At 68.0% G+C, this 25,493-nt stretch carries 19 protein-coding genes and 1 tRNA gene; 13 read left to right on the forward strand and 7 right to left on the reverse strand.

The features are described 5' to 3' along the window. The first annotated feature begins 47 nt into the window (after window positions 1-47). From STRIP9103_RS20390 to STRIP9103_RS20400, 3 genes are all read left to right on the forward strand, one after another. Window positions 48-6,512, forward strand: a complete 6,465-nt coding sequence (locus STRIP9103_RS20390; RefSeq protein ID WP_009315852.1) for an RHS repeat-associated core domain-containing protein — start codon at window positions 48-50, stop codon at window positions 6,510-6,512. A 572-nt stretch (window positions 6,513-7,084) separates the two neighbouring features. Next, window positions 7,085-7,522: an NfeD family protein gene (locus tag STRIP9103_RS20395; RefSeq protein ID WP_009315856.1), complete on the forward strand. Its 438-nt coding sequence runs from the start codon at window positions 7,085-7,087 to the stop codon at window positions 7,520-7,522. A 29-nt stretch (window positions 7,523-7,551) separates the two neighbouring features. Beyond that, window positions 7,552-8,661: an SPFH domain-containing protein gene (locus STRIP9103_RS20400; protein ID WP_009315865.1), complete on the forward strand. Its 1,110-nt coding sequence runs from the start codon at window positions 7,552-7,554 to the stop codon at window positions 8,659-8,661. Window positions 8,662-8,780: 119 nt separating this feature from the next. Here STRIP9103_RS20400 and STRIP9103_RS20405 read toward each other — a convergent pair whose 3' ends face one another. The 3 genes from STRIP9103_RS20405 to STRIP9103_RS20415 all read right to left on the reverse strand — a co-directional run bounded on the left by STRIP9103_RS20405 (window position 8,781) and on the right by STRIP9103_RS20415 (window position 11,677). Beyond that, on the reverse strand, window positions 8,781-9,515 hold the full coding sequence (locus tag STRIP9103_RS20405) for a hypothetical protein (protein WP_009315834.1): 735 nt from the start codon (window positions 9,513-9,515) through the stop codon (window positions 8,781-8,783). Between the two features lie 128 nt (window positions 9,516-9,643). Continuing rightward, on the reverse strand, window positions 9,644-10,651 hold the full coding sequence (locus tag STRIP9103_RS20410) for a thiopeptide-type bacteriocin biosynthesis protein (RefSeq protein WP_009315830.1): 1,008 nt from the start codon (window positions 10,649-10,651) through the stop codon (window positions 9,644-9,646). Window positions 10,652-10,672: 21 nt separating this feature from the next. Continuing rightward, window positions 10,673-11,677, reverse strand: coding sequence for a glycoside hydrolase family protein (locus tag STRIP9103_RS20415; RefSeq protein WP_009315843.1), 1,005 nt, complete (start codon window positions 11,675-11,677; stop codon window positions 10,673-10,675). A 510-nt stretch (window positions 11,678-12,187) separates the two neighbouring features. Here STRIP9103_RS20415 and STRIP9103_RS20420 point away from each other — a divergent pair. The 5 genes from STRIP9103_RS20420 to STRIP9103_RS20440 all read left to right on the forward strand — a co-directional run bounded on the left by STRIP9103_RS20420 (window position 12,188) and on the right by STRIP9103_RS20440 (window position 14,712). Further along, window positions 12,188-12,445 carry a helix-turn-helix domain-containing protein gene (locus STRIP9103_RS20420; protein ID WP_048820639.1) on the forward strand — a complete coding sequence of 86 codons (258 nt, stop codon included), beginning with the start codon at window positions 12,188-12,190 and terminating at the stop codon, window positions 12,443-12,445. A gap of 140 nt (window positions 12,446-12,585) precedes the next feature. After that, a complete protein-coding gene (locus tag STRIP9103_RS20425) occupies window positions 12,586-12,798 on the forward strand; it encodes a helix-turn-helix domain-containing protein (RefSeq protein WP_009315848.1) in 213 nt (70 codons plus the stop codon). After that, a complete protein-coding gene (locus STRIP9103_RS20430) occupies window positions 12,798-13,949 on the forward strand; it encodes a tyrosine-type recombinase/integrase (protein WP_009315846.1) in 1,152 nt (383 codons plus the stop codon). Before STRIP9103_RS20425 ends, STRIP9103_RS20430 begins: the two co-directional genes overlap by 1 nt. An 89-nt stretch (window positions 13,950-14,038) precedes the next feature. Beyond that, the gene (locus tag STRIP9103_RS20435; RefSeq protein WP_009315873.1) at window positions 14,039-14,317 is read left to right on the forward strand and encodes a hypothetical protein; all 279 of its coding nucleotides are present in this window, start codon (window positions 14,039-14,041) and stop codon (window positions 14,315-14,317) included. Further along, a complete protein-coding gene (locus STRIP9103_RS20440) occupies window positions 14,314-14,712 on the forward strand; it encodes a type II toxin-antitoxin system VapC family toxin (RefSeq protein WP_009315853.1) in 399 nt (132 codons plus the stop codon). Before STRIP9103_RS20435 ends, STRIP9103_RS20440 begins: the two co-directional genes overlap by 4 nt. Window positions 14,713-15,294: 582 nt before the next feature. On the opposite strand, the gene STRIP9103_RS46760 is transcribed toward STRIP9103_RS20440, so the two are convergent. Next, window positions 15,295-16,169 (reverse strand): IS5 family transposase gene (locus STRIP9103_RS46760; protein WP_234022174.1). Its coding sequence is split into 2 segments (ribosomal slippage): window positions 15,295-15,788 and window positions 15,788-16,169, totalling 876 coding nucleotides; the frame shifts between segments, so codons are not numbered across the junction. A gap of 1,031 nt (window positions 16,170-17,200) precedes the next feature. Between STRIP9103_RS46760 and STRIP9103_RS20455 the strand changes: the two genes are divergently transcribed. Then, a complete protein-coding gene (locus STRIP9103_RS20455) occupies window positions 17,201-17,536 on the forward strand; it encodes a CU044_2847 family protein (RefSeq protein ID WP_009315836.1) in 336 nt (111 codons plus the stop codon). A gap of 8 nt (window positions 17,537-17,544) precedes the next feature. Next, the gene (locus STRIP9103_RS20460; protein ID WP_158696896.1) at window positions 17,545-21,756 is read left to right on the forward strand and encodes an nSTAND1 domain-containing NTPase; all 4,212 of its coding nucleotides are present in this window, start codon (window positions 17,545-17,547) and stop codon (window positions 21,754-21,756) included. 537 nt (window positions 21,757-22,293) lie between these two features. Here the strand turns inward: STRIP9103_RS20460 and STRIP9103_RS20465 are convergent. The 3 genes from STRIP9103_RS20465 to STRIP9103_RS20475 form a co-directional block, all read right to left on the reverse strand. Further along, a complete protein-coding gene (locus tag STRIP9103_RS20465; RefSeq protein WP_009315876.1) occupies window positions 22,294-22,860 on the reverse strand; it encodes a PIN domain-containing protein in 567 nt (188 codons plus the stop codon). Between the two features lie 3 nt (window positions 22,861-22,863). Continuing rightward, window positions 22,864-23,322 carry a helix-turn-helix domain-containing protein gene (locus STRIP9103_RS20470; protein ID WP_009315871.1) on the reverse strand — a complete coding sequence of 153 codons (459 nt, stop codon included), beginning with the start codon at window positions 23,320-23,322 and terminating at the stop codon, window positions 22,864-22,866. A gap of 374 nt (window positions 23,323-23,696) precedes the next feature. Continuing rightward, window positions 23,697-23,767, reverse strand: a tRNA-Gly gene (locus tag STRIP9103_RS20475). Between the two features lie 327 nt (window positions 23,768-24,094). Between STRIP9103_RS20475 and STRIP9103_RS52815 the strand changes: the two genes are divergently transcribed. The 3 genes from STRIP9103_RS52815 (at window position 24,095) to STRIP9103_RS20490 (ending at window position 25,407) form a co-directional block, all read left to right on the forward strand. Further along, window positions 24,095-24,217, forward strand: coding sequence for a hypothetical protein (locus STRIP9103_RS52815; RefSeq protein ID WP_258540036.1), 123 nt, complete (start codon window positions 24,095-24,097; stop codon window positions 24,215-24,217). Between the two features lie 93 nt (window positions 24,218-24,310). Further along, window positions 24,311-24,886, forward strand: coding sequence for a dCTP deaminase (dcd, locus tag STRIP9103_RS20485; protein WP_009315825.1), 576 nt, complete (start codon window positions 24,311-24,313; stop codon window positions 24,884-24,886). Window positions 24,887-24,888: 2 nt separating this feature from the next. Continuing rightward, on the forward strand, window positions 24,889-25,407 hold the full coding sequence (locus STRIP9103_RS20490) for a phosphoribosyltransferase (RefSeq protein ID WP_009315861.1): 519 nt from the start codon (window positions 24,889-24,891) through the stop codon (window positions 25,405-25,407). The last annotated feature ends 86 nt before the right edge of the window (window positions 25,408-25,493 follow it).

The raw sequence follows: 25,493 nt of genomic DNA on the forward strand, positions 1-25,493 counted from the left end.
CACTTGTCAGCTTTCACGGCTCGGAACAACGGGGTGGTCCAACAACCATGGCTATTGGCATAGGCACATCAGAAAGAGCGCGGGCTGGGGGCAGACGTCGCGTCGGGGCGATCGTCGCGACCCTGGCCCTCTCGCTCGTCGTCCCGACCGGCCTCACCCCGGTCGCACAGGCCGCCGACAAGGGACTCGGCCGGCCCGATGTCCCCGAGCAACGGGTGAGCAAGGTCGAGAAGGTCGACGGGCCTGGCGCCAAGAAGGCGCGTGAGAAGGTCGCCCAGGGGAAGAAGGCCGACGCCGAACGTGCCCGGCGGGCCCGCGCCGAGCAGCAGGCTGCCTGGCCCGAGCAGGGCGACGCGGTCATCGAGTTGGACACCGGCAAGTCCGCACAGGCGAAGCCCGGCGGCCTCCCCGTCACCGTCGCGCCGGCCGACGGCAAGCAGGGTGTCGACGACGGCACCACAGCCCGGATCACCGTGCTCGGCCAAAAGGCAGCCCAGCAGGCAGGGATCACCGGCGTCCTGCTGACCGCCGAGGCCAACCACGCCGGACGGGCCGAGATCGCAGTCGACTACAGCGGCTTCGCCTCGGCCGTCGGCGGTGGCTGGTCCTCCAGACTGCGCCTCGTACGCCTGCCTGCCTGTGTGCTCGACACGCCCGAGAAGGCCGCGTGCCGTACGGCCACCCCCGTCGCGTCGGACAACGACGTGGCCGACCGGACCATCACCGCCTCTGTTCCGCTGACCAAGACCGACGAGGGCCTCACGACGCAACTGGCCAGTGCCGCGGCGGCCACGGACGCCACCGTGCTCGCGGTCACCGCCACCGACCCCGGCGCGGGCGAGTCCCCCTCGGGCGCCGGTGACTACTCGGCCACGGAACTGTCGGAGTCCTCCTCCTGGGCGGCGGGCGACAACTCCGGTTCGTTCACCTGGAACCACGACTTCAACGTGCCGTCCGCGGCGGCCGGTCCGGAGCCGGAGCTCTCCCTGTCGTACGACTCGGGCAGCGTCGACGGCCGTATCGCCACCACCAACAACCAGGGCAGCGCGGTCGGTGAGGGCTTCGGCCTGAGCGAGTCCTACATCGAGCGCGGCTATGGCTCCTGCGACGACGACGGCCACGAGGACGTCTTCGACCACTGCTGGAAGTACGACAACGCCCAGCTGGTCCTCAACGGCAAGTCCACGAGGCTGGTGAAGGTCTCCGGAACCTGGAACAGCACCTGGCGGCTGGAGAACGACGACGCCTCGATCGTGACCCGCTCCACCGACGCCGACAACGGCGACAACAACGGCGAGCACTGGACCGTCATCACCGGCGACGGCACCAAGTACATCTTCGGCCTGAACAAGCTCGACGGCGCCACCGACCAGCGCACCAACTCCACCTGGACCGTCCCCGTCTTCGGCGACGACTCCGGCTACGACAACGGCGACGCTTTCGGCGAGCGGGCCGTGACCCAGGCATGGCGGTGGAACCTCGACTACGTCGAGGACACCCACGGCAACGCCTCCACGTACTGGTACGCCAAGGAGACCAACCACTACAAGAAGAACAAGTCCACCACCGCCAACGCCTCCTACACACGCGGCGGTTACCTCAAGGAGATCAAGTACGGCCTGCGCAAGGGCGCGCTGTTCACCGACGATGCCGACGCCAAGGTCACCTTCACCCACGCCGAGCGGTGCACCGCCTCAGACTGCTCCTCGCTGACCAAGGACACCGCCAAGAACTGGCCCGACGTCCCCTTCGACGCCCTCTGCACCGACGGCGACGACGACTGCCTGGCCAACGGCCCCTCGTTCTTCTCCCGCAAGCGCCTCACCGGCGTCGACACCTTCTCGTGGAACGCCGCCACCAGCGCCTACGACCCGGTGGACTCCTGGGACTTCACGCAGGAGTACCTGGACGGCGGCGACATCGGCGACACCTCCGACCACGTCCTGACCCTGAAGTCGATTCTGCGGACCGGCAAGGCCGGCGACACGGCCATCGCCCTCAACCCGATCTCGTTCACCTACCAGTGGCGGGAGAACCGGGTCGACGGCACCGACAACATCCTGCCCCTGACCCGGCCCCGTATCTCCACCGTCACCTCGGAGACCGGCTCGATCACCACCGTCACGCTGTCCTCGCCGGAGTGCGTGCGCAGCGAGGTGCTGGGCGCGGCCGAGGACACCAACACCCGCTCCTGCTATCCGAAGTACTGGAACATCAACGGCGCCAGCGAGGCGTCGGTGGACTGGTTCCACAAGTACCGGGTCGAGGCCGTCGTCGTATCGGACCCGGCGGGCCACAACGACGCCGTCGAGTACGCCTACGACTACAGCGGCGCCGCCTGGCACCACACCGACGACCCCTTCACCCCGAAGGCCGAACGCACCTGGTCCGGCTGGCGCGGCTACCGTCAGGTCACCGTGCACACCGGTGCCGTGGAGACGACCCGCTCCAAGACGGTCTCGCTCTACTTCCAGGGCATGCACGGCGACAAGAAGAAGGACGGCACCACCCGGTCCGTCTCGCTGGCCCCGCTGTCCTCCCCGTCGATCGGGGTGGGGAGCGTCACTGACAGCGACCAGTACTCCGGTATGCGGCGCGAGCACGTCACCTACGACGGCTCGACACCGATCACCGTGGAGGTCAACGACCCGTGGTCGAAGGAGACCGCGCGCCAGAGCGCGCCCTCCGACGCAGCCGACCACGTGGCCCGCTTCGTCCGTACGGAGAAGTCCACCACCCACGCCTATCTGACCACCGCGAAGACCTGGCGCGCCCGCGCGCTCACCACCACCTACGACGACCACGGCATGCCGGTGACGGTCGACGACTCCGGTGAGGTCGGCAAGGGCGGCGACCAGACCTGCACCCGCACCTGGTACGCCCGCAACGCCGACGCCGGCATCAGCGACCTGGTCTCCCGCAGCCGTACCGTCGGCCAGTCCTGCTCGGCGGCGGACACGAGCCTGAACCTGCCGGCGGACTCCAAGACCCGCGGCGATGTGCTGTCCGACACCGCCACCGTCTACGACAACCCCTCGGCCACCGCGTGGTCCGCGACCCAGACTCCCACCAAGGGGGCGGCGACCTGGACCGGCCGTGCCACGGGATACGGCGCCACGGCGGGTGCGGACGGGCTGCGCCCGGCCTCGGGATGGCAGACGACGAGGACCACGAAGTACGACGCCCTCGGTCGGCCCACCGACGTCACCGACGCCCACGGCGAGACCACCAACACCGCCTACACGCCCGTCGCCGCGGGGCCGCTGACGAAGACGATCGTCACCAACCCCATGACCCACAAGGTCACCAGCTTCCTGGACCACCGGCACGGCCAGCCCCTGCGCGTGTACGACGCCAACCTGAAGAAGACCGAGACCACCTACGACGCCCTCGGCCGACTGACGGCGGTCTGGGAACCCAACCGCAACAAGGCCGCGGGCTACAGCGCGAACACCACGTTCAAGTACCGGATCAGCAGCAGCGAACCGTCCTGGGTGTCCACTTCGAAGCTGAAGAAGGACGGCGAGACGTACAACACGGGCTACGAGCTGTACGACTCGATGATGCGCCCGCTGCAGACCCAGTCCCCCACCCCGCTCGGCGGCCAGGTGCTCACCGACACCCGCTACGACACCCGGGGCCTGGCGTACGAGACGTACGAGGACATCTTCGACAGCACCACAACTCCCAACGGCACCTACACGCGCGCGGAGTACGGCGAGGCACCCAGGCAGATCGAGACGGTCTACGACGGCGCGGAACGGACCACGACCAGCACCCTCTACACATACGGGGTGAAGAAGTGGTCGACCACCACCAGCCACACCGGTGACTCCACCGCCACCACCGCCGTCCAGGGCGGCTCGGCGACCCGCACCATCGTCGACGCCCGCGAACGGACCGTCGAGACCCGCGAGTACGCGGGCAGCAGCCCGGCCGACCCGCAGTTCGGCGGCGGCTCGGGCACCGCCTCGTACAAGTCCACCAAGTTCCAGTACACGCTGGACGACAAGCAGTCCCAGGTCACCGGCCCCGACGGCGCCACATGGTCGTACGGCTACGACCTGTTCGGCCGCAAGACCAGCGCCGACGACCCGGACAAGGGTCTGACCGAGCTGGAGTACGACAGTCTCGACCGGCTGACCAGGACCACCGACTCCTACGGCCGCGCCGTCATCTCCGGATACGACGCGATCGGCCGTGTCACCGGCACCTGGACCGGCTCGAAGACCGACGCGAACCAACTGACCGCCCTCACCTACGACTCCCTGCTCAAGGGCCTGCCGGACGCGAGCACCCGCTACGTCGGCGGCAAGACGGGCAAGGCGTACACGAGGACCGTCACCGCCTACGACAGCCTGTCCCGGCCCACCATCACCAAGTTGACTCTGCCGGGCTCCGATCCGCTGGTCTCGGCGGGCGCACCGGCCGCCCTCGAGTTCGAGAACCACTACAACATCGACGGCACGCTGCAGAACAGCAAGGAGCCCGCGCTCGGCGGACTGCCCTCGGAGATCGTCGACTACGGCTACACCGGCACCGGCCAGGTCAGTTCCATCGGCGGCAGCACCGGCTACCTCCTCGACGTCGACTACTCCGCCCTCGGCCAGGCCCAGCAGCTCGTCCTCGGCACCGCGAACACCGAGGAACACAAGAAGGCGTACGTCACCAACACCTGGGAGGAGGGGACCGGGCGGCTCCTGGGCAGCCATGTCACGGACCAGACCCACCCGTACAAGCTGCAGAACCTGGCCTACACCTACGACCAGGCGGGCAACGTCACCTCCATAGCCGACACCAGCACTCTGGGCGGCACCGCACCGGCGGAGACCCAGTGCTTCGCCCACGACGGGCACCGGCGCCTGACCGAGGCGTGGACACCCGCCTCGCAGAAGTGCTCCGACGCCCGCAGCGCCAGCAGCCTGGGCGGCCGGTCCGCGTACTGGACCAGCTACAACTACAACGACGCCGGTCAACGCACCAAGGAGACCGAACACACCGCCACCGGCGACACCACCACGACCTACTGCTACGAGAAGACGGACCAGCCCCACGCCCTGACCGGCACCAGCACGAAGGCCGACTGCACCGCCCCCGACCGCTCCTACGAGTTCGACAGCACCGGCAACACCACCAGCCGCCCGGACGGCACCGCCACCCAGGACCTCGACTGGTCCGACGAGGGCAGGCTGGCGACCCTCACTGAGAACGGCAAGACCACCGAGTACCTGTACGGGGCCGACGGCACGCTCCTGATCCGTGCCACGGAGGGCGGTGAGCGGGTCCTGTACGTGGGGGCCACCGAGCTGCATCTGCGGGCGGACGGCAGCACTTGGGCCCAGCGCCACTACGGCTCGGGCAGCCTGACCGTCGCCGTCCGCTCCAACGAGAGCGGCGCCAACGAACTCAGCTATCTCGTCACCGACCAGCACGGTACGGCCACGCTCGCCATCGACGCCACGAACCAGGAGTTCTCCCGGCGCTACACGACCCCGTTCGGCGCGCCGAGAGGCGAGACCACCGGGGCCGCCTGGCCCGACGACAAGGGGTTCCTCGGCAAGACCACCGACACCGGCACAGGTCTCACTCATGTCGACGCCCGCCAGTACGACCCCGAGATCGGCCAGTTCATCAGCGTCGACCCGCTCCTGCAGACCGGCGTGGGGCAGACCCTCAACGGCTACAGCTACGCCGTCCAGAACCCGTCGACGCTCGCCGACCCGTCCGGCCTCGGCGTCCCCGAGTGCAGGGAGCCGCAGAAGTACGGCATCACGTGCCGGGGCGGCATTCCGGTCAGCAGCGGCAAGAAGAAGACCACCGGCAGCAGCGGTGAGGGCCCCGTCCGGGCCTGCCGCTGCGGAGGACGGCCCACGCTCGTCAAGGGCATGAAGCCCACCGGCCTCGGCGGCATCCCGGGCCGACGCAACATCACCCTGCCCTCGACACCGCCCCCCACGGGCTGGCTCAAGGTCATACCTCCGCCCAACCCCGGCCCCAAGCCGAAGGCCGAGGCCAACAAGAACTGGTTCGAGAAAGCCACCGGCTGGCTGCCCTCCTGGGAGGACGTCAAGGACGGTTACGACTACGTCATGTCGTACAGCAGTACATCCGGCCTGTGCGTGAGCGGCAGCGCGATGTTCGGCGCGGGAGTGGAGTATTCGGGATGCTTCATGCGCGTGGGCGACGAATACGCATTCGCCTGGGTCGAGGAAGAACAGTCAGGTGGAGAAGCCTCCATCGGTGTCACCGCCGGTCTGGTCTGGAGCAACGCGGACTCGATCGATCAGGTCCGGGGCCAGTCGGCGGGTATCGGCGGAAGCGCCGGCCCCTTCTCGCTGAGCCACCGCGGAACTTTCGGAACCAGGAACAGCCGCGGTGACATCGTCCACAGCGTGACGACATCGGCCGGTGCTTTCGGTGGCCTCGGCGGCAATTTCGGTGCCGGAAACACCAAGATAGCCAGCGCGGGAACCGTGTTCGGGGAAGTGGGGGATTTCCTGAAGTTCTGGTAGAAAATCGCTGCCGCGCCGCTGTTGTAGACTGCGGCGCGGCAGTCTCAGTACATTTACTCATTTCGCACAGCTGGAGAGGCAATGCCGGGAAGCGTGATAATTGCAGCTGGCCCTGACGGGGCTTTGGGCTTCCTTTATCTGGCTTGGAAGGGAATTCTGGGCGTTCTCGGATTCTGCCTCGCCCTCAACGTTCGTGACGCCGCCTATCGGGTCTACGAGTTTTTCACCAGCCGCGGGCCATTCGCCCCTGGCCCGGGCTTCAGCCCGCTGGTCATCAGGATCGTCGGGGCACTCATAGGTGCCGTTTCGACTTGGTCATTCGTGAGCGGTGTGACTTCATAGTGCCGCCAGGTGCCGCGACGGTTTGCGGCACGCCTCGCCTGCGGTCTGCCTCCTACCCAGGCACTGTCCGGTGAGCCGGCCCGGGCTCGGCCCGACGGTGCGTGGGCGGCGTAGGCCAGGCGGGTGCCCGACGATCAGGAACCACGGCTGCTGTGCCTGTTCAGCGCCTGTTCAGCGCGGCGGCCCGGAGGGTAGCTTGGTGGAGAAGGCCCCTGAAGGAGGGCGATTCGATGCCGTGGTTCGTATGGCTGCTCGCCGCCGCGGCACTGGGTGCCGCGGAGTTCTTCACTCTGACACTGGTCTTCGGGTTGCTGGCGGGCGCCGCGTTGGTCGCCGCCGTGGTCGCCGGCGTGGGCATCGGCCTTCTCGGCCAGCTGCTCGCCCTGGGGGCAGCGGCGGCAGCGGGCCTCGTCATCGTCCGTCCCATCGCGATGCGGCACATGGCACAGCAACCCCTCATGCGCGAGGGCAGTGACGCGCTGATCGGCAAGCGAGCCGAGGTTATGCAGGAGGTCACCGCGACCCGCGGCCTGACCAAACTGTCCGGCGAGGAGTGGTCCGCGCGCGCCCTCGACGAAAGCCTGGTGATCCCGGTGGGAGCGCTGGTGGATGTCATGGAGATCGAAGGCGCCACGGCCATCGTCTATCCCCGCGAACTCCTTCCGTGAACGGCTGAACACATAGCAACGGAGGCACTGTGGATCCAGTTGTCGTCCTCACTCTTGTGGCGGCCATCGTTGTCGTCTTCCTCGTGGCCTCCACTGTGCGGATCGTCCCGCAGGCGCGCCGCTACAACATCGAGCGGTTCGGCCGATACCGCCGGACGCTGCAACCAGGACTGAACCTGGTCCTGCCGGTGGCGGACCGCATCAATACCAAACTCGACGTGCGCGAGCAGGTCTATTCGTCGGACCCCAGGCCGGTGATCACCGAGGACAACCTCGTGGTGAACATCGACACCGTGCTCTACTACCAGATCACCGATCCACGGGCGGCGGCGTACGAGGTCGCCGACTACCTGCAGGCGATCGATCAGCTCACCGTGACCACGCTCCGCAACGTCATCGGCAGCATGGACCTGGAGGAGACGCTCACCTCGCGTGAGGAGATCAACTCCCGGCTCCGCGCCGTGCTCGACGACGCCACCGGCAAGTGGGGTATCCGGGTCAACCGTGTGGAGATCAAGGCCATCGATCCACCGGCCACCATCAAGGAAGCGATGGAGAAGCAGATGCGGGCCGAGCGTGACAAACGCGCGGCCATCCTGCACGCCGAAGGGGAGCGGCAAGCCAAGATCCTCACCGCGGAAGGCACGAAGCAGAAGGACATCCTGGAGGCGCAGGGCGCGCAACAAGCCATGATCCTGCGGGCGGACGGTGAGGCGAAGGCGGTGGAGCTCGTCTTCCAGGCCGTCCATCGCAACAACGCCGACCCGAAGATCCTGGCCTACAAGTACCTTGAGACACTGCCGCACTTGGCGAGCAGCGACAACAACACGTTCTGGGTGATCCCGGGGGAGCTGACCGAGGCAGTTCGGACCGTCACCCGTGCGTTCGGTGACCAGTCGACGGCGGGCCCTCCCCCAACCGCGCAACCTGAGGAAGCAGCCACCGCCGACGCTGACGACGCGTTGCACGAAGGCCGACCTCCGGCGCTCGACGCGGGCTGGACGGCTTCGCTCGACGCCGCTGCGGCTGCCGACGAGGCCGAGAAGCAGGCCGCCGCCGCGGTGAGCGACGCCAAGGCGGAGGCCGAGGCCGCGAAGTCGCCCCAGACGCCGCGCCGGGGGCAGACGTCCGGCGGTTGAGCCCATCCCGGCCGCGCGGCATTTACATGAACCGGTTCGTTGTCAACCAGTCTGACGTGCAGAGGCCGGTTCGGAGGGCGTTGTTTGTGGCGTTCGTTTGCGCCTTGCCCTGTGGCGCTTCAGCACTCCGGAGGCGATGAGCGCGACACCCTCAGGATCGGGTTCCAGGCGAACCAGCCGAGACTCTCGGCGCCCAGTTCCCAGGGGGCGTTGAGCAGAGCCTTCTCGGTCGTCTCCAGGTCTGCGGTGACCGCGTCCGGCGCCGGCCCGATGCGCTGCATGAGTTCGCCGCGCTTGCGGAAGAACTCCTCGTCCTCGCCGCGCAGGCGGCCGATCGCCGCCTTCACGCAGGTCGGCCACCTCGGCATGCCGAAGTGGTCGTCGTGGGTTCCGAGTTGAGGGGCGGCCACGAAGATCAGGAAGTCGTCGTGAGACAGCTGTTCCTCGAAGTGCATCAGTGTGTTGACGCGTCTCTTGACGTGCTTCTTGATCTCCCCCAGGAACCCCCAGCCGAAGTCCGTCAATGTCCCGTCGCACCCAGGCCAGATTGCATCGCGGTCCAAGACCACGTCTTCGAGCTCCAGCAGCCGGAAGGGTTCAGCGCTCCCCAAGGCGTCGAAGGCTTGTCGGGTCAGCCATGTGTTGCGGGCGAACATTGCACCGTCGTGCAGGTTCTTGCGCCGCTTGCCCGGCGGAGAAGCGTGCGCGTCCTCGATCGGGCCATTGCGCCACACGAACAGCATGATCCCGTGGGCAGCTGCCCAGCGGAGCCCCTCCGTGGTCTGGAAGACGCCCATCTCTTCGAGCTTCTGCCGACCCCACGCCAGTCTCTCCCGCAGTTCTTCGTCCGTCACCCCGCGATGTCCTTCCCCCTCCACGACAGCCACGCTTACCGGCTGACGACGTCCGTCCCGCTGGTATGCGGTGCGGCGTACCCGAGAGGGTACTTCGACGGGCTCACGTGAAGTCTCTGTGAGCGTGGTCAGTTACCGAGAATCGTCTCGCGCGCCGCTCGTGCCCAGATGGCTTGCCGACGCGTGGTGAAGCCCATGCGGTTCCAGTGAAAGACGACGTGCCGCGCCAGGATGCCGCGGATGCCAAGGCCGAGCCGTCCTGCGTTTCCGGCGTGTGCAAGGGCTTGGCCGTTGCGTTCCATGCCGGCCAACCAATCCGTGTAGGGCGCGAGCTGCTCCATGTCTGCGCGGGCGAGGCGGGTATCGATCGCCAGGAGAGCGCGGAGCGCGCTGGTCATGGCGGTCACACGGTCCACCGGGACGTCGTCGGGCAGGGGTCTTTTCGCTTCGACGCGCGCCCATACGTCTCCCTGTTCGCTCCACTCCTGGCCGGCGGCGCGGAGCAGGCTGCTGATGACGAGGAGCGAGGTTGAATTGGCACTGATGACGAGGAGCGAGGTTGAATTGGCGTCGAGTCGCTTGTCATCGGCCGTACGCGTTCGGTGCGGGTAGTCGAGGGAGCCGACGCTGTCGACGTGGAACAGGTCGTGGGCGATCTTGATGCCTTCCGGGCCGCCGAACGCCGTGGTCTCCGGTTCGTACAGCATTGGGCACCAGCGTTTGACCGCTCCCCGGGCCACCGCGCTGTCGAGAGCCCCGGTGAGGCGCTCCGGCAGCTCCTTGCACGTGCTGTCTCGGCCGGAGATGACTCGAAGCCGCCAGCAGGGGTACTTGCGGATGAACCACCAGGCTCCGACCGTTCCGGCTTCCGTCTCCTGCCGCAAGGGCGGCAGGAGGTAGGCGAGGAAGGTGTGTTCGGCGGTCGGGTAGTCGGCGAATTCGATGTTCACCTGGTGCCAGATGGACGTATCTGGAGGAGCGCTGAGAGCTGTTCGGCCTGCAGAGCGGTACCGCGCGGTGGCTTCGGCGAGATGTTCGGGGGACGAGCCCGCCCACTCGGCTGCCTCTGCGATCGGGGTGCCAGTAAGGACGGCGAGGACGGCCTGCTCGATTGTGGTGCTGTCGTGCGGGTCCACCCGGATTCCTTCGGATCGCGGTCAGGTGAGGAGGAGGCAGGCGTCCCAGTCGCTGGTCGGCAGGATGCCTTCCTGGATGTCCTGGAAGGCGAGGGTCGAGCCGACAGCGCCGTCGAGGAAGCCGATCTCCACGGGAGGCTCGGCGGCGAGGAAGCGTTCGCTGAGCTGTGGCAGGTAGCCAATGAATGCGCGTGGTTCGTCGGCGTCCTGGGTGACGCGTTGGACGACGCGGAGGAGGCCGGCGATGCCGTGGCACAGGCCACGGTTGGTGAGTTGGTCGAGTTGAGCGGGATCGGCCAGGCAGTACAGGAGTGCTCGTTCGGCCATGCGTTTGCGGTCGGGGTCGTTCAGGGCGAGGGCGGCGAGCTGCTGGGCCGAGACGGTGTCGGGCGCGGGGGCGCTCGCGCCCCCCGAAGGGGTATTTCCTAGATCCATGGTCCTAGGTCCTAGATCCGGACCGTGAGGGCTCACTGGGTCTGCGGTGAGTCTTCCCTGTTCCCTCACGGAGGGTTCAGTGAAACGCCTCTGACCTGCGGTATCTCCCTCGTTGGCGGAATGCGGCGCAGCCTCACGAATCTCTCGGGAGTCCTCATGGAGGACTCCGTGAGCCATCGGGGAGGGCTCCGCGAAGCTTCCCCTTCCGGCAGGCGTGGCGATGCTCGGGACGGTGCCGAGCGGGGCGTCGTGGCGCGGGCACTCAGGCAGGCGGCTCTTGCTGGGCCGGTTGATCTTCTGGTGCTGCTGCCAGGTGACGATGTGCAGGTACCGCTTGTCGTCCGGCCCCTTGTAGCGGCAGACCAGACCGGCGTCGGCGAGCTGGGCGAGGTCCGTCTCGACATCGGACGGGGTGTGCTCCGGGCGCAGCACCCACAACTGCCCGGCGATGATCGCGGCATGGTCGCGGTGGCGGCCCTGGTCGTCGGCTTGGGTGAGCAGCCCGAGGAAGGTGCGCTCGGCGGTCAGGGAGACGGCGGCCAGGGACTCGGAGACGAAGGCTTCGGGCTTGATGGTGCGGATTCGCGCCAAGAGGGGCGGTTCCTCACTCGGTTGCAGGTGGGCAGGCACCCACGGCTCACCGTCGATGGGCGGTACGGGCGTCAGGGATGGGGAGTTGGCCGATTGGCGGCGCGGAGGGCGCTGTTGGCCGCTCGCGCTTTCCGGGGGTGTCGTCAACATAGCCACACCCAGGCCGCGCAAGTCCAGCCCGACCCGGCGCAATCTCTTACGGCAGAACGGCTGCCGAAAAGCAGGCTGGAGAGGGCTGGGCCAAAACCGTAAGACACGAATGCCGGTTGACCAAATAGTTGTCCCGGAAGCCGAGCCAGAAGGATCACATCGGCAAGTGTTGACGCGCTGCCGACGGTGAAGCTACAACACAACACCCCACGTCAGTGCAGTGTCAGAGCACCGATCGACGTGTCGGTTTCCGACCCTTCCCCGCCCCCGGGAATCCGCTTCGCGGCCAACCGTGCGAGCGGAACATAGACCACGATCGCCGGTTAACCAAACCGGCGAATGGACGCTTTAATTGGAGTCATGCCCGCACGCTCACTGGAAATCGGGCCCGCAGGAATACGGGCGGCCCGCACCATCGAAATCCTCCGCACCGAACGCGGATTGTCGCAACGCCAGCTTGCCGGCCGCGTGACCGCCCTCGGCCACCCGATGTCCAACACCATGCTGTCCCGCATCGAACGCGCCCAGCGCCGATGCGACGTCGACGACCTCATCGCGATCGCCGAAGCGCTTCACGTCTCGGCCTCCGTGCTGCTGCGCGGCGGGCCCGTCGTCTGAACCGCCACCTGCCATCGCCATACCGAGGCTCGCATCGCTCCTACCGCTCCAGAGTGAGGACCCACCGCTCTTGCGCCGACCCGCAATACCCCCTGCCTTCGCCCATACCCAGCACCGCGCCCCGAAGGTGGTGATCGTGAATGACTGACCGCCTCCTGACAGTGGCCGAGGCCGGCGAGATGCTCGGCACGGGCGAGCGTTTCGTCCGCCGCCTGATCGCCGAGCGTCGCATCCGCTACGTCAAACTCGGCCGCCCGGTCCGCATCCCGGAGAGCGCGATCACCAAGTACGTCGAGGCACGTACCGTCGAGCCGGTCCGCCGTGTCCGTGCCCGCTACGGGAAGGTGGCCTGATGGCGGGACGCAAGCCGCAGCGGCGGCGCGAGTTCGGCACGACGCGCAAGCTTCCCTCCGGTAGGTGGCAGGCCCGCTACATCGGGCCGGACGGCCAGCGATACACCGCCCCGGAGACGTTCGACACCAAGTCCGACGCCCAGGACTGGCTCAACCTCACCCGCGCCGACATCGAGCGCAACCACTGGCGCGACCCGGACGCCGGCGCCGTGAACTTCGAGAAGTACGCACTCCGTTGGATGGAGGAGCGTGGCCTGGCACCAACCACGGTCGACCGCTACGACGGCCTGCTGCGCCTGCACATCCTGCCGACCTTCGGCGGCAAGAACCTGGACGCGATCACCCCGCCCTCCGTCCGTACATGGCGGGCCGAGCGTCTGAAGGCGACCGGCGCCACCACGGTCGCGAAGTCGTACCGGCTGCTGAAGGCCATCCTGCAGACGGCGGTCGACGACGACCTCCTGAGCAGCAATCCGTGCCGTATCAAGGGCGCCGGCAAGGAGGAGGCCGACGAACGCCCCACCGCCACGATCGAGCAGGTCTTCGACCTTGCCGACGCCATGGGCCCGCGCCGGCGTCTGATGGTCCTGCTCGGCGCGTTCGCCTCCCTCCGCCCGGAGGAACTGGCCGAACTACGCCGTCACAGTGTCGACCTGGACGAATGCTCCCTGCGCGTCACGCTCGCCTCCCCCGAGCTGACCAACGGCAAGCGCGTCACCGGCGACCCCAAAACGAGGGCGGGCAAACGCACCGTCTACCTCCCCGACTTCCTTCTCCCCGAGCTGCGCCGCCACCTGCAGTGGTTCGCCGAGAAGGGGCCCGACGGCCTCCTCTTCGTCGGCGAGAAAGGCGCACCCTTCCGTCGCTCCACCTTCGGTCGCAAGTGGCGCAAGGCGAGGACCAAGGTCGGCATGCCGGAGAACTTCCGCTTCTACGACCTGCGCCACACCGGCAACACCCTCGCCGCCGACACCGGCGCCAAGCTGAAGGACCTCATGGTTCGCGCCGGCCAGTCCTCGGAGCGGGCCCAGCTGATCTACCAGCACTCGACGGCGAAGCACCAGCGAAAGTTGGCGCAGAGCATCGATGTGGAGGTGCGGCAGCAGTTGCGCGAGTCGGGTGCGGGGCGGCAGCAGGCACGCGATGCGTAGTCGTCCACCGCAATCAGGCACGGGGCTCCGTGCAAAAGAGAGGTGAACCCATCCTTCGCTATAGCATCTTCAATGGCATACTCGGAGTCATGGCTGACGACGTGGACTTCCTCCCCGGTGACGGTCCCACCAGCGGCATCTCCGTCACTCTGACCGCCGGAACCCTGCAGGCGATCCGTGAGCGGGTCGGCAAGCGGGGCGTCTCGGCGTACCTGGAGAAGGCGGCCCAGCGGCAGATCGAGCGGGACAACCTTGACGAGCTGATTGCGGACTTCGACAAGGTGCACGGCCCGGCCGACCCGGAGGCTGTGGCGGCCAAACGCGCGCGTCTGACCGGCGGCACCTCGGGTGCGGGGGCGGCTGCGTGAGCGGTGCCCTGGTCCTGGACAGCGAGGGCCTGGCGAAGGCGGTGCAGAGGGATCGGGAGGTCCATGAGTGGCTGACGGCCGCCCGCGATGCCGACCTGCCGGTCGTCACCTCCGCGGCCGTCCTTGTCGAGGTCATCCACCCGAAGATCAACGAAGCCGCGCTGAGGTGGACGCTGTCCCGAATCCGCGTCGAGCCGGTCACACAGGGCTTGGCGCAGGCTGCCGCCACCCTGCTGAGGGCAGCGGGGCTGCACGGCCACAAGTACGCCATCGACGCCATGCTGTGCGCGACCGCGCTTCAGCATCCTGGCCGGGTGACGATCCTGACGTCCGATGTCGAGGACATCGGCCTGCTCACCGTCGGGCATCCACGCGTGCTGGCCGAGAAGGTGTGAGGAACAGAACCGCGTCACCGACCGGTTGCGGTCGGCGGGCCGCCGTCGCGGCTGTGCGCGTATCGTCAGGGATCACCGCTGTCGGCGCGCCGTCGTGATCGAACGCCGCGACTTCGTCGTCCAGTGAGCACGGGCTGTACCACCGATTCCGCCGAGACCCTGCCCGGTGCCTTGATGGGGGCGTCCACTCGCCGATGGGCAGGGCACGCGGCGGACTCCCGGCCATGACTGATGCCCCGCCGCTCACCGAGACGGCCACCGCCGCGCAGGAGCGGTGGCTGACACCAGGTGTGAAAGTGATCGGCACCGGGAGCTTCCTTGCCGACGTCGGCCACGAGATTCCCACCGCGCTGTTGCCGTCGCTGCTGACCTCCACGCTCGGCGTCCCCGGCTGCAGCCCTCGGCGCGATCGAAGGCGTCTCGGACGCCCTGGCCGGCGCGGTCCCCTTCGGCGGCGGGCGTGCCCACCGGCGCCCCGGCTCGCCGCCGCAAGTCGCCGTCAGCGACTACGCCACCACCGTGGTCCGGGGCGCTGCGACCGCCAGGGCTACTGCGGCCTAGGGTGCGTTTTGAAAGTGCTGGTCACAGCCACTCGTTGATGGCTGCGACCAGCACGGTCGCCTCGTAGCGAACTGCCAACTTGTCGTATCTCGTGGCGACAGCGCGGTGCCGCTTGAGGCGATTGATTCCGCACTCGACCGCGTGGCGCTCCTTGTAGTCGGCCTTGTCGAACTTAGGTGGCCGGCCGCCGTGGGAGCCGCGGTTCTTGCGGTTGGCGATCTGGTCGCGCTTCTCCGGGATCGTGCAGCGGATACCGCGCTTGCGCAGGTAGGCACGGTTCGCGCGGGAGCCGTACGCCTTGTCGGCACGCACCTTGTCCGGCCGGGTGCGCGGGCGGCCCGACCCGAGCCGGGGCACCCGGATGCGGCCCAAGACCACCTGGAACTGCGGGGAATCACCGCGCTGTCCTGCCGTGATGACCAGCGACATCGGTTTCTGGGCCTGCTCGACCGCCAGGTGGAGCTTGGTTGTCAGCCCGCCCCGGGAGCGTCCGAGCCCGTGGTCGTCGGGCTCGATGAACACACCGCCTGGCGGCTCGGTCTGCAGATCCCCTTTTTGCGGGCGCCGGCCGCATGCTGGTGGGCGCGGGCGATGGTCGAGTCCACCGAGACGTCCCAGGTGATCAGTCCCTCGGCGTCGGCCTGGGCCTGCAGCTGTTCGAAGATGCGGTGCCAGGTGCCGTCCCGCTGCCAGCGGCGGAACAGGCCGTAGACCGTCTCCCACGGGCCATAGCGCTCGGGCACGTCCCGCCAGGGAGCACCGGCGCGGGTGCGCCACCGTATGCCGTCTATCAGTTGCCGCTTGGTGTGCACCGGTGGCCGTCCAGGCTTCTTGCCGACCGGGAGCAGGGGCTCCAGCTTCGCCCACTGTGTATTCGTCAGATCATGCCGCCCCACGAAGTGGGATCTTGACACATCAAGATCCACATATGAAACGCACCCTAGCTGTTCACTCAGGAAACGCCCGGACTTTTGGCTGACGTTCCATCAGAATTCACCTCTCGGTGTCCCTTCCGGTGGTGCATCGGTGCGACTCAGGGCACGCGGAGGGTGCGCCACTCTCAAATTGGACTAGACAACAAACAAACCCCAGGCCGCTGACCTGGGGTTTCATCGTGGAGCGGATGACGAGAATCGAACTCGCGCTCTCGGCTTGGGAAGCGACGGCGCTCGCGCAGGCGCTACGCCTCTGACCTGGGCAGATGTCTTCTCCTTGGGGTGGCCGTGCGGGTCGGTTCGCACCGCTATTGACCGTGGTTTTCCGCTCTTAAGGGCACGCTATGGGCACGGCGTCGTGGATCGGCGGGATATTGCGTGGGCGCGATGGCCGAAGCGCCGGGCTCGGCTCGCTCTGCTGTCTGGGTCAGAAGCCCCATCGCGAGTGCATACACCGGTGTGGCAGGGAGTCACGCTACGACAGGCTTGCCGGGCCGGCGTCACTTCCGCGGGTCAGTGTTGAAGCCCCTGATCGATCGGGAAGATCAACTCCCGTTGAGGGGAGGGACTGGTGCAAAGCGGACCAGGGTCAGGGGCGCGGAGGTGCGCTGCTCACCGTCCGGGTGGAGGTGGCTCTGTTCGGAGAGGTAGCCGAGGATGAGGGCTGACCGGTCGGTGTCGTGACGGCCTCGCGGGCTGACGGTGCAGGGGCGTCGCGGGACGCCGCCGGTGTGGGGCAACAGGTGGCGTGCTGGCACAGCCCCGAGCGGGTGGCCCTCGACCTCCGGTCGGCTTCAAACAGGTCGAGCCGAAGGTCTGCCGATAGAAGGTGGCCGACCTGAGGCTGTCCAGCGCGGCCAAGGCGGATATCCGCCTCTACGAACCGGGGTTCGCCTGCCGTGACCGTCGGTGATGCGCGAAGATCCTTATTGGCTGGGCCAGTTGATGGCCGGATGAGTTCGTGACGATCTTCGAGTGCAAGGGATGGACGCGTGACGCGGATCGGGGAGATGTGGCTCAGCGACGGGACCGCGGTGCGGGTCGAGGTCGATGGGCAGCCGGACAGTGGGATCGACCGCGTGGGCCGTGGGTCGGTGTCCGAGGTCGTCCGCGGCTCAGCGCATACACTCCAGGAGGCGCTCGCGCACATCAGACCTGCGGTCGAGGCGGTCGCGGACAGCGTCCGGGAACTGGTGAGCCGACCCGACTCGGTGAGCGTGGAGTTCGGGATCAAGCTGTCCGCGGAAGCGGGCGTGGTGGTGGCGAAGGCGGCGAGCGAGGCCAACTTCGCCGTGCGTCTGGAGTGGGACGCCCGCGACCCTGGATAATTGTGTACATGACAGTGCTACTGCTACGGGGTGAAGCGGCGCTGGAATCGGGCCTTGTCCGTATACGGGGCGCCGACGAGGTCGCGGGGGCGGGCTTTCTCGTGGCGGCCGACATCATCTGCACGTGCGCGCACGTCGTCGCGGACGCGCTGGGGCTCCCGCGGGACACCATGGCCGCGCCCTCCGAGGCTGTACAGGTGGAGTTCCCGCTGGTGCGCGACGCGGACGGAGGCATCCCCGCCCGGCGTGCCCGGGTCGTCTCCTGGCAGCCGGTGCTGGAGGACGACAGCGGCGACGTGACCCTGCTGCGTCTCGACGCACCCGTGCCCCACGCTCGCCCGGTGCCGCTGGTGGACGGTACGTCCGTGTGGGGGCACTCCTTCCGCGCGTACGGGTTTCCCGGCGGTGGAGACCACGGGGTGTGGGCGACCGGCATGTTGCGGAGCGTTCAGGGCGCGGGCTGGGTGCAGATGGACACCGGCCCCGGCGGCCCGCGGGTGACCAACGGCTACAGCGGCGCGGCGGTGTGGGACGACGTGCAGGGCGGGGTCGTCGGGCTGGCCGTGGCAGCTGGTCGCGGCGACTTGGCGGGCACTGCGTTCCTCGTTCCGTCGGTCGCGCTCGTGGACGAGGAGGTGCTGCGTCCGACATGCCCGTTCCGCGGCCTCGATGTGTTCGAGGAGGAGGACACAGAGTTCTTCCACGGGCGCGAGGAGGACACCGAGCGGCTGGCCGCATCGATCGCCGAGCGCCCCCTCACCGTGATCGTCGGCCCCTCGGGAAGCGGCAAGTCCTCACTGATCCGCGCCGGTCTGCTGCCGCGGCTCCGGGCGGACGGCATGGGCGTGACCGTGCTGCGCCCCGTGCCCGGTACACCGCCCGAGACGCTGCTGGCGCACGCGGTCGTACCCGTCCTGGAGCCTGGTGTCGGGGAGGTCGACCGGCTGAGCAAGGCGGGCGAGCTGGCGCGGCTGCTGGGCGGTGGGTCCGGCAGTCCTGCCCGGGCGGCGGAGCAGGCCGGAGCGGACCGAGGCCGGACGCCGCAGGCCATCGCCGCGCTGCGCGCCTCACTCGAAGAACGGGCCGGGCAGGGAGGCCACCTGATCGTCGTCGATCAACTGGAGGAGTACGTGGGCGCCGAGCCGTCGGCCGCGCGCACCCTGCTCAGCCTCCTCCTCGCGCTGACCGAGAGCCCGGGCGCCGGGCGCGGCCTGCGCATCGTCACCACCGCACGTCAGGAATCCCTCGACGTCCTGCTGACCTCCCGGACGTCCGGCTCGCTGAGCGATGCCGTCGTCTTCCTCGCCCCGCTCGACGCGGAGAACCTGTACCGCGCGGTCACGGGCCCCGTCGACGCCGTACCCGGGCTGTGGCTGGAGCCGGGACTGGCCGAGCGTATCGTCGAGGACGCGGCGGACGAGCGCGGCCGGATGCCGCTGGTGGAGTTCACCCTCACCAGGCTCTGGGAGCGGCGCGAACGCTTCATGCTCACCCACGCCGCCTACGACGAACTCGGTGGCGTCGCCGGAACCCTGGTGGGTTACGCGGACGACGCCTACGGCACGCACGTGCCGGCGGCCGAAGAGGCCGTCGCGCGCAGGCTGTTCGTGCAACTGGCCCGTCCCGACGACCGGGGCGGATACACCCGCCGTGCCGTCCCCGTCACCCAGCTCGATCCCGCCGCTGCGGCGCTCGCCCGTCGGCTGGCTCGGGGAAGGCTGGTCGTCATCGGCCATACGACCGAGGGCACGCAGATCGTCGACCTCGCGCACGAAGCCCTCACCGGGTTGTGGCCCAGGCTGAGCGCCTGGCTGGACGACAGCAGGAGCTTCCGGCAGTGGCAGGAGCAGCTCCGTGCGGACATGGCGCGCTGGGAGGCGACGACGAGAGAAGTAGGTGCCTTGCAGCGCGGCAGGACCCTTGCGGTGAGCGTGGAGTGGCTCCAGCAGCGGCCCGCGGAGATGACGGCGGACGAGCGCGCCTATATCGAGGCGGGCCGCCGTTACGCGCAGAGGATGGTCCGCAGGCTGCTCGCGGGAGCCGCGCTGCTGACGGCTCTGCTGGTGGTGGCGGGGACGCTGGGCGTCATCACCTGGAACACCAGCCGGAATCTCGAGAGTCAGCTGCGTACCCTCGCCTCCCGCGCGCTCGCGGAGGAGTCGGGCAGCCGGCAGGCCCGGGAACCGGGCACGGCAGTGCAGTTGGCGCTCGCCGCCTGGCACGCCGACCAGACGCCGCAAGCGAGGGAGGCCCTGCTCGCACAGTACGTGCGCGCCCAGTACGCACGCGGCCTCCACACCGGCCTGTGGCGGGGCCGGGTCCAGGATCTGGACGCCACCCCGGACGGCCGCATCCTCGCGGTGCGCTCCAAGCCCGACAGCGGCGACTCGTACGAGGTGTCGATCGTGACCGGCGTACTGGACGGCACACCGCGGCACTACACGCTCAAGGGCGTGCCCAAGACCGCGCTGCGCGGCGTGATCAGCCGCGACGGGCGGCACTATGCCGCGGTGATGCCGGACGGCACGGTACGGCTGTGGCGGCTGGACGGCGAGGGCAGCGAGCCAACGCGGCTCGGCGAACGGCTCACGAGCGAGCACGAGGGTGTTCGCGACGGTGTCAGCGCCGGGCTGGACTTCAGCGCGGACGGCAGCCGGCTGCTGCGTTTGCTCGACATCCACACGCCCGGCGGTGAGGGCGCGAAGCCGAGGGCCTTCCTCGATGTGTGGGACCTGGACAGTCTCAAGCCGCTGCCGGTGGCGGACACGGTGGTGTCGACCGCGGGGGACCAGAGCGTGCGCTTCGGCGAGGACGCCGACACGGTCGAGGTCACGACGCGCCTGTCCGAGGACGCCAGAACACCCAACGGCACCGTGCTGCGTGACCTGCGCACGGGGCGCGTGCTGCGGAAGATCCCAGCCGACGACGCGTCCGGTGTCTGGCTCTCCTCCGACGCCACGGGCGCCTATGGCTTCGACACCACAGAGATCACCGAGTTCGGCTACGCCGAGCTGATCCTCGGCAGGCGGGACACGGACGACACGTTCGCCACTCGGCTGCCTCTGGACGATGAGCCGGGCTACGAGGGTCCGAAGCTCGCCGTCGCCCGGAGCAAGGAGGGCGCACTGACCGTGCTGTCCCCGGTCGGGAACACCCTGGTCGTGGCCTACGCGCCCGCCGCGCCCCGACCCGACTCCGGAGAGGAGATCGACCCGCCAGTCCTGTCGCCGGACGGTGACAGGGGCGCGCGGCTGACGGAACGCGGGCTGCAGGTGGTGGACCTGGTGCGCGGAGGAACCACTGTCGGCAAGCTGCCGACTGGGGGCGGCGGGGGGAGCCTCGTATGGACGCGGGACGGCAAGTATGTCGTGCTCGCGCGGGAGCGTGGTTCGCACCTGCACGTGTACGACGCCGACGCGCTGTCCAACCGTGTCGACGTGCCGTTGGACGCGGGTCGGGAAACGGGCGAAGAGGAGGGGCTCATCGGCATGGTCGAGCCCCTGTCCGACGGCGATATCGCCGTCCTGACCCAGAGCGGTACCCTGCTCCGGGTGGACCCGGAACGGGGTGCGCAGACAGGTGAACCGCTGACGGTCGACCGCTCACCGCGCGGCCAGACCTTCCCCCCGGTCAGGAGCCAGATCCTGGGCCGTCCGAGCCATCCGGGTCAAGTCGCCGTGGTGACGCCCGATGACGGGGAGAAGGGCACGATCCAGATCTGGGACCTGCGGACCCGTACACGGACGTTGACACTGAAGGGCGATGAGGTCGGCTGGGCCTTCGACGGGGACGACGCGAGCAACCTGGCCTTCTCCCCGGACGGCCGGTACCTGGCGATGGCCTACAACGACGGCAGGCTGCACCGCTGGGATCTGGAGGAGAAGCCCCGCGTCCGCACACCCGTCGCCATCCCTACGAGCGACAGTGTCGTGGCGGTCACGAACAGCGGAGTGATGGTCACGGCTGACGTGGACAGGTACGAGCTATGGGCTGCCGACGGCAAACGTATGGGTGTGATCCCGAGCCGCGTCGGCTCCAGGGCGGTTCTGCGAGACACACAGCTGATCGTCGTCGCCGAGGGCCGACGCAGCGCCTTCGAGCTGAGCGCCGACACCTGGCTCAGCCACCTCTGCGAGCACGTGGGCCGCGCCTTCACCGACGAGGAACGCGAGCACCTCCCACCCGGCACCCCATCAGAGCCGCCGTGCACCGGTGCATAGGTGAGTGAGTCTGTCTTCGCCTTGACGGTCGAACCTGTAAGCACAGGAGCGATGGAGACGGGACCTTACAGGGCATCGCGCGGGGCTCGCGCGCGCGGGACACCATCGGCCTGTTCGGAGGGACTTGAGAAGCGGCTCTTCTCACGAGAAGCCGCAACATCGCCGCCGATCGACAGATGAGCCTCAAGATCCTCGGGATAGGGTGCGGGGCACCTGCGAGGGGTACTTCGGGGACTCGCGTGAAGTCGCTGTAGAGCGTGGTCAGTTCCCGAGGATCGTCTCGCGCGCCGCTCGTGCCCAGATGGCTTGCCGACGCTGGTACCGAGCCCATGCAGCTCCAGTGGAAGACGACCTGCCGGGCGAGGATGCCGCGTGTGCCAAGACCAAGCCGCCTGGCGGCCGCCAGACGCTTCCGGCGCGGCGGGGGCCCGGCCGTAGCACCGCATACCGGACATTCATTCAGCGTACGGAGCGAGCTGGCCCGCGCCCGCGCAGGCGAGACTCGGTCACCGCCCGCTAAACGCACGGCAACGGCAGTCAGGGCGTGATCGCAAGCGTTCGGAGGGCTGCCGCCGAAGCGACCAGGCCCTGTCGCTCCAGCCTGGTGATCACGTCAGCCACTGTGCCTGGCGGCTTTCGCCAGCTATCCGCGATTCTCTGCACCGCGCCGTAGACGACCTGCGGGGCCAGATCGATCTGTGCCTCCAGGAAAGTGTCCGGATGTACCGCTTCGACGTCCCAGGGAGCCAGGGCATCGGTCGGGAAGTCCTTCAGGTTGAAGGTGACGACGACCTGTGCCTTGGCCCGGATCGCCGCGGCCAGGACATGTCGGTCGTCCGCGTCCGGCAGCTCCACGGCATCGATCAGCGGCTCGTATCCCGTGACCAGGCAGTCCCGGATCGCTCGGATCATCAGAGCGCGGACGCGATCCAGTTTCTCGGGCGGAATGTCCGGACGGTCCTTGAGGATGTTACGGAATGTCTCGTCGAGGATCTGGTCGGTCCACTTGGCTTGGACGAGGCCACCCTGCGCGATTCGGATGAGGACGTCGCGCAGGGTGCTGGGATAGAGGACGTTGGCGTCGTAGATGGCGACGAAGGCCATCTGCTAGATCATTCCCATTTCCTGGCCGAGCTGGGTGAGCTCGTCGGCGGCTTCGCGACGACGCCGGTCGTCCTTGCGCTTGTACTGAAGGAGCGACGACGCGGTGATCCGCCGATGCGTGCCGACGGTTCGGTGTTCGATTTCTCCGGCCGCGAGCAGGCCGATCAGGAATGGCCGCGACACGTTGAGCATGTCCGCTGCCTGCTGTGTGGTGAGCTCTGCGTCGGACGGGACGACCGAGACGGCGCGGCCGGCCCCCAGGTGGGCCAGCATGCCGGCTAGCAGTTCCACGGCTTCGCGGGGCAGGGCGAGGGGCTCGCGCTCTCCGTCCTCGACCGTCACGGTGATCTCTGCGAGGTCCTGGTGGGCCGCCAGGTAGCTGCGGACCTGTGCGAGCGCGTGAGCTGCGGCCGCGGTCTTCTCAGGCGGCAGCTTCACGGGTCGGATGTCTGTCTTGGTCATGGTGCGCCCCTGTCGGTGCGGGAGGCAGGCGTCGAGTCTGCGTGTACCCATTATTTGAAACAATCGAAGTAAACGCAACAAATGAAACAAGATGATCGCTCGAGAGGCTGTCGAGCCTACGGCGCTCCGAACATCCAGCCCTCTTTGTCGGGGAACGGCAAGCTGATGGCTTTGGCTCGTGTCTTGCCGTGGTCCCGTGCGCAAGGGACCTTCCAAACCGCGCAGTTGAGGAGAGGTCAGGTGGCGACCAAATCCGCCGAAGGGGATCCCGTGCCCTCCGCGTGCCCTATCCCGAGCCGTGTCTGGGGCGCGACGGCGACAAAAGGTCTGGACAACAAATAAGCCCCAGGCCGCTGACCTGGGGCTTCAAGAAGAGCGGGTGACGAGAATCGAACTCGCGCTCTCAGCTTGGGAAGCTGATGTTCTACCATTAAACTACACCCGCGTAAGACGCCGGTCGGTGCCGGTGTCGGGACGCGTCGTTACTTTACCTCATGTCGGGCCCCGCGCGCTGGAAGCGTGGGGCCCGGGTCTGTTTGAGGGTGGGACGGGGCTGCGGGGGGCGGGAGTTGGGGCGTACGGTGGAGGCGTGGGAGAGGGTCTGGGTGGGCCTTCGAGGGAGTCGGGGTGCCACCTGGAGGGCCGTCCCTTTCATCCCGTAATGTGGCTTTCGTCGTCCGGTCGACGTCAGGTCGACCACCAGACGCGGCTCTTGGGGAAGGGACTCTTGGACTTGATGGAGCGCACCGTCGTCCGTTGTGCCGATGGGCACGTGTTCAGCACCGCTTCGTTCCCGATGCAGCAGGCCGAGCGCCTCGGCCCCGGCCGGCTCATCCGCTGCCCTCGTTGCGCCCGGTTGCGCAGCGTCGTGCCGGTCGCCTTGGAGAAGCGGTAGCGGCAATAGCGGTGCCAGTGGTGCAGTAGCGCTGGGGCGCGCGGTTCCCTGCCCGATTGGAGGGGGTCCGCGCGTCTTGCGTATCCTCGGGGCGTGCTTCTCTCAGACAAGGACATCCGGGCCGAGATCGACGCCGGGCGGGTGCGGATCGAACCGTACGACGAATCCATGGTGCAGCCGTCGAGTATCGACGTGCGGCTCGATCGGTTCTTCCGGGTGTTCGAGAATCACCGGTACCCCCATATCGATCCATCCATCGAGCAGGCGGATCTGACGCGGCTCGTGGAGCCGGAGGGTGATGAACCGTTCATTCTTCATCCCGGGGAGTTCGTTCTCGCCAGTACGTATGAAGTCATCACCCTGCCCGATGATCTTGCCTCGCGGCTTGAGGGGAAGAGTTCCCTCGGGCGGCTCGGGCTCGTCACCCACTCCACCGCCGGGTTCATCGATCCCGGGTTCTCCGGACATGTGACCCTTGAGCTGTCGAATCTCGCGACTCTTCCGATCAAGCTCTGGCCCGGTATGAAGATCGGGCAGTTGTGCATGTTCCGGCTCAGTTCGCCGGCCGAGCATCCGTACGGCAGTGAGCGGTACGGGTCGCGGTACCAGGGGCAGCGGGGGCCCACCGCCTCCCGGTCCTTCCGCAACTTCCACCGGACCCAGGTGTGAGCATGTCCCACACGTCCCACGCGGCGTCCCAGGTGCGAGAGAACCTCACGTACGACGCCTTCGGCTCCGCCGTGCGCGAGCTCGCGCAGATCATCGCCGATGACGGGTACGAGCCGGACATCATCCTCTCCATCGCGCGCGGGGGCGTGTTCGTCGCCGGTGGGCTCGCCTACGCCCTCGACTGTAAAAATCTTCATCTGGTCAACGTCGAGTTCTATACCGGTGTGGGTACTACGCTCGAAATGCCCGTCATGCTCGCGCCCGTCCCCAACGCCATCGACTTCTCCCACAAGAAGGTCCTGATCGCGGACGATGTCGCCGACACCGGGAAGACCTTGAAGCTCGTCCATGACTTCTGCGTCGAGACCGTCGCCGAGGTTCGGTCCGCCGTGATCTATGAGAAGTCCCACTCCCTCGTCAAGTGCGAGTACGTGTGGAAGCGGACGGATGAGTGGATCAATTTTCCGTGGAGTGTCGAGCCGCCGGTCGTCCGGAGGGACGGGCAGGTTCTCGACGCCTGACATCGGCTTCGGGTTCTGACATCGGCTTCAGGTTCCGGACCGGAGGAGCCTCGGGCGTCACGCCCGCATGAATCCACATGAGTGAG

The sequence above is a fragment of the Streptomyces ipomoeae 91-03 genome (genome assembly GCF_000317595.1).
GTDB lineage: Bacteria > Actinomycetota > Actinomycetes > Streptomycetales > Streptomycetaceae > Streptomyces > Streptomyces ipomoeae.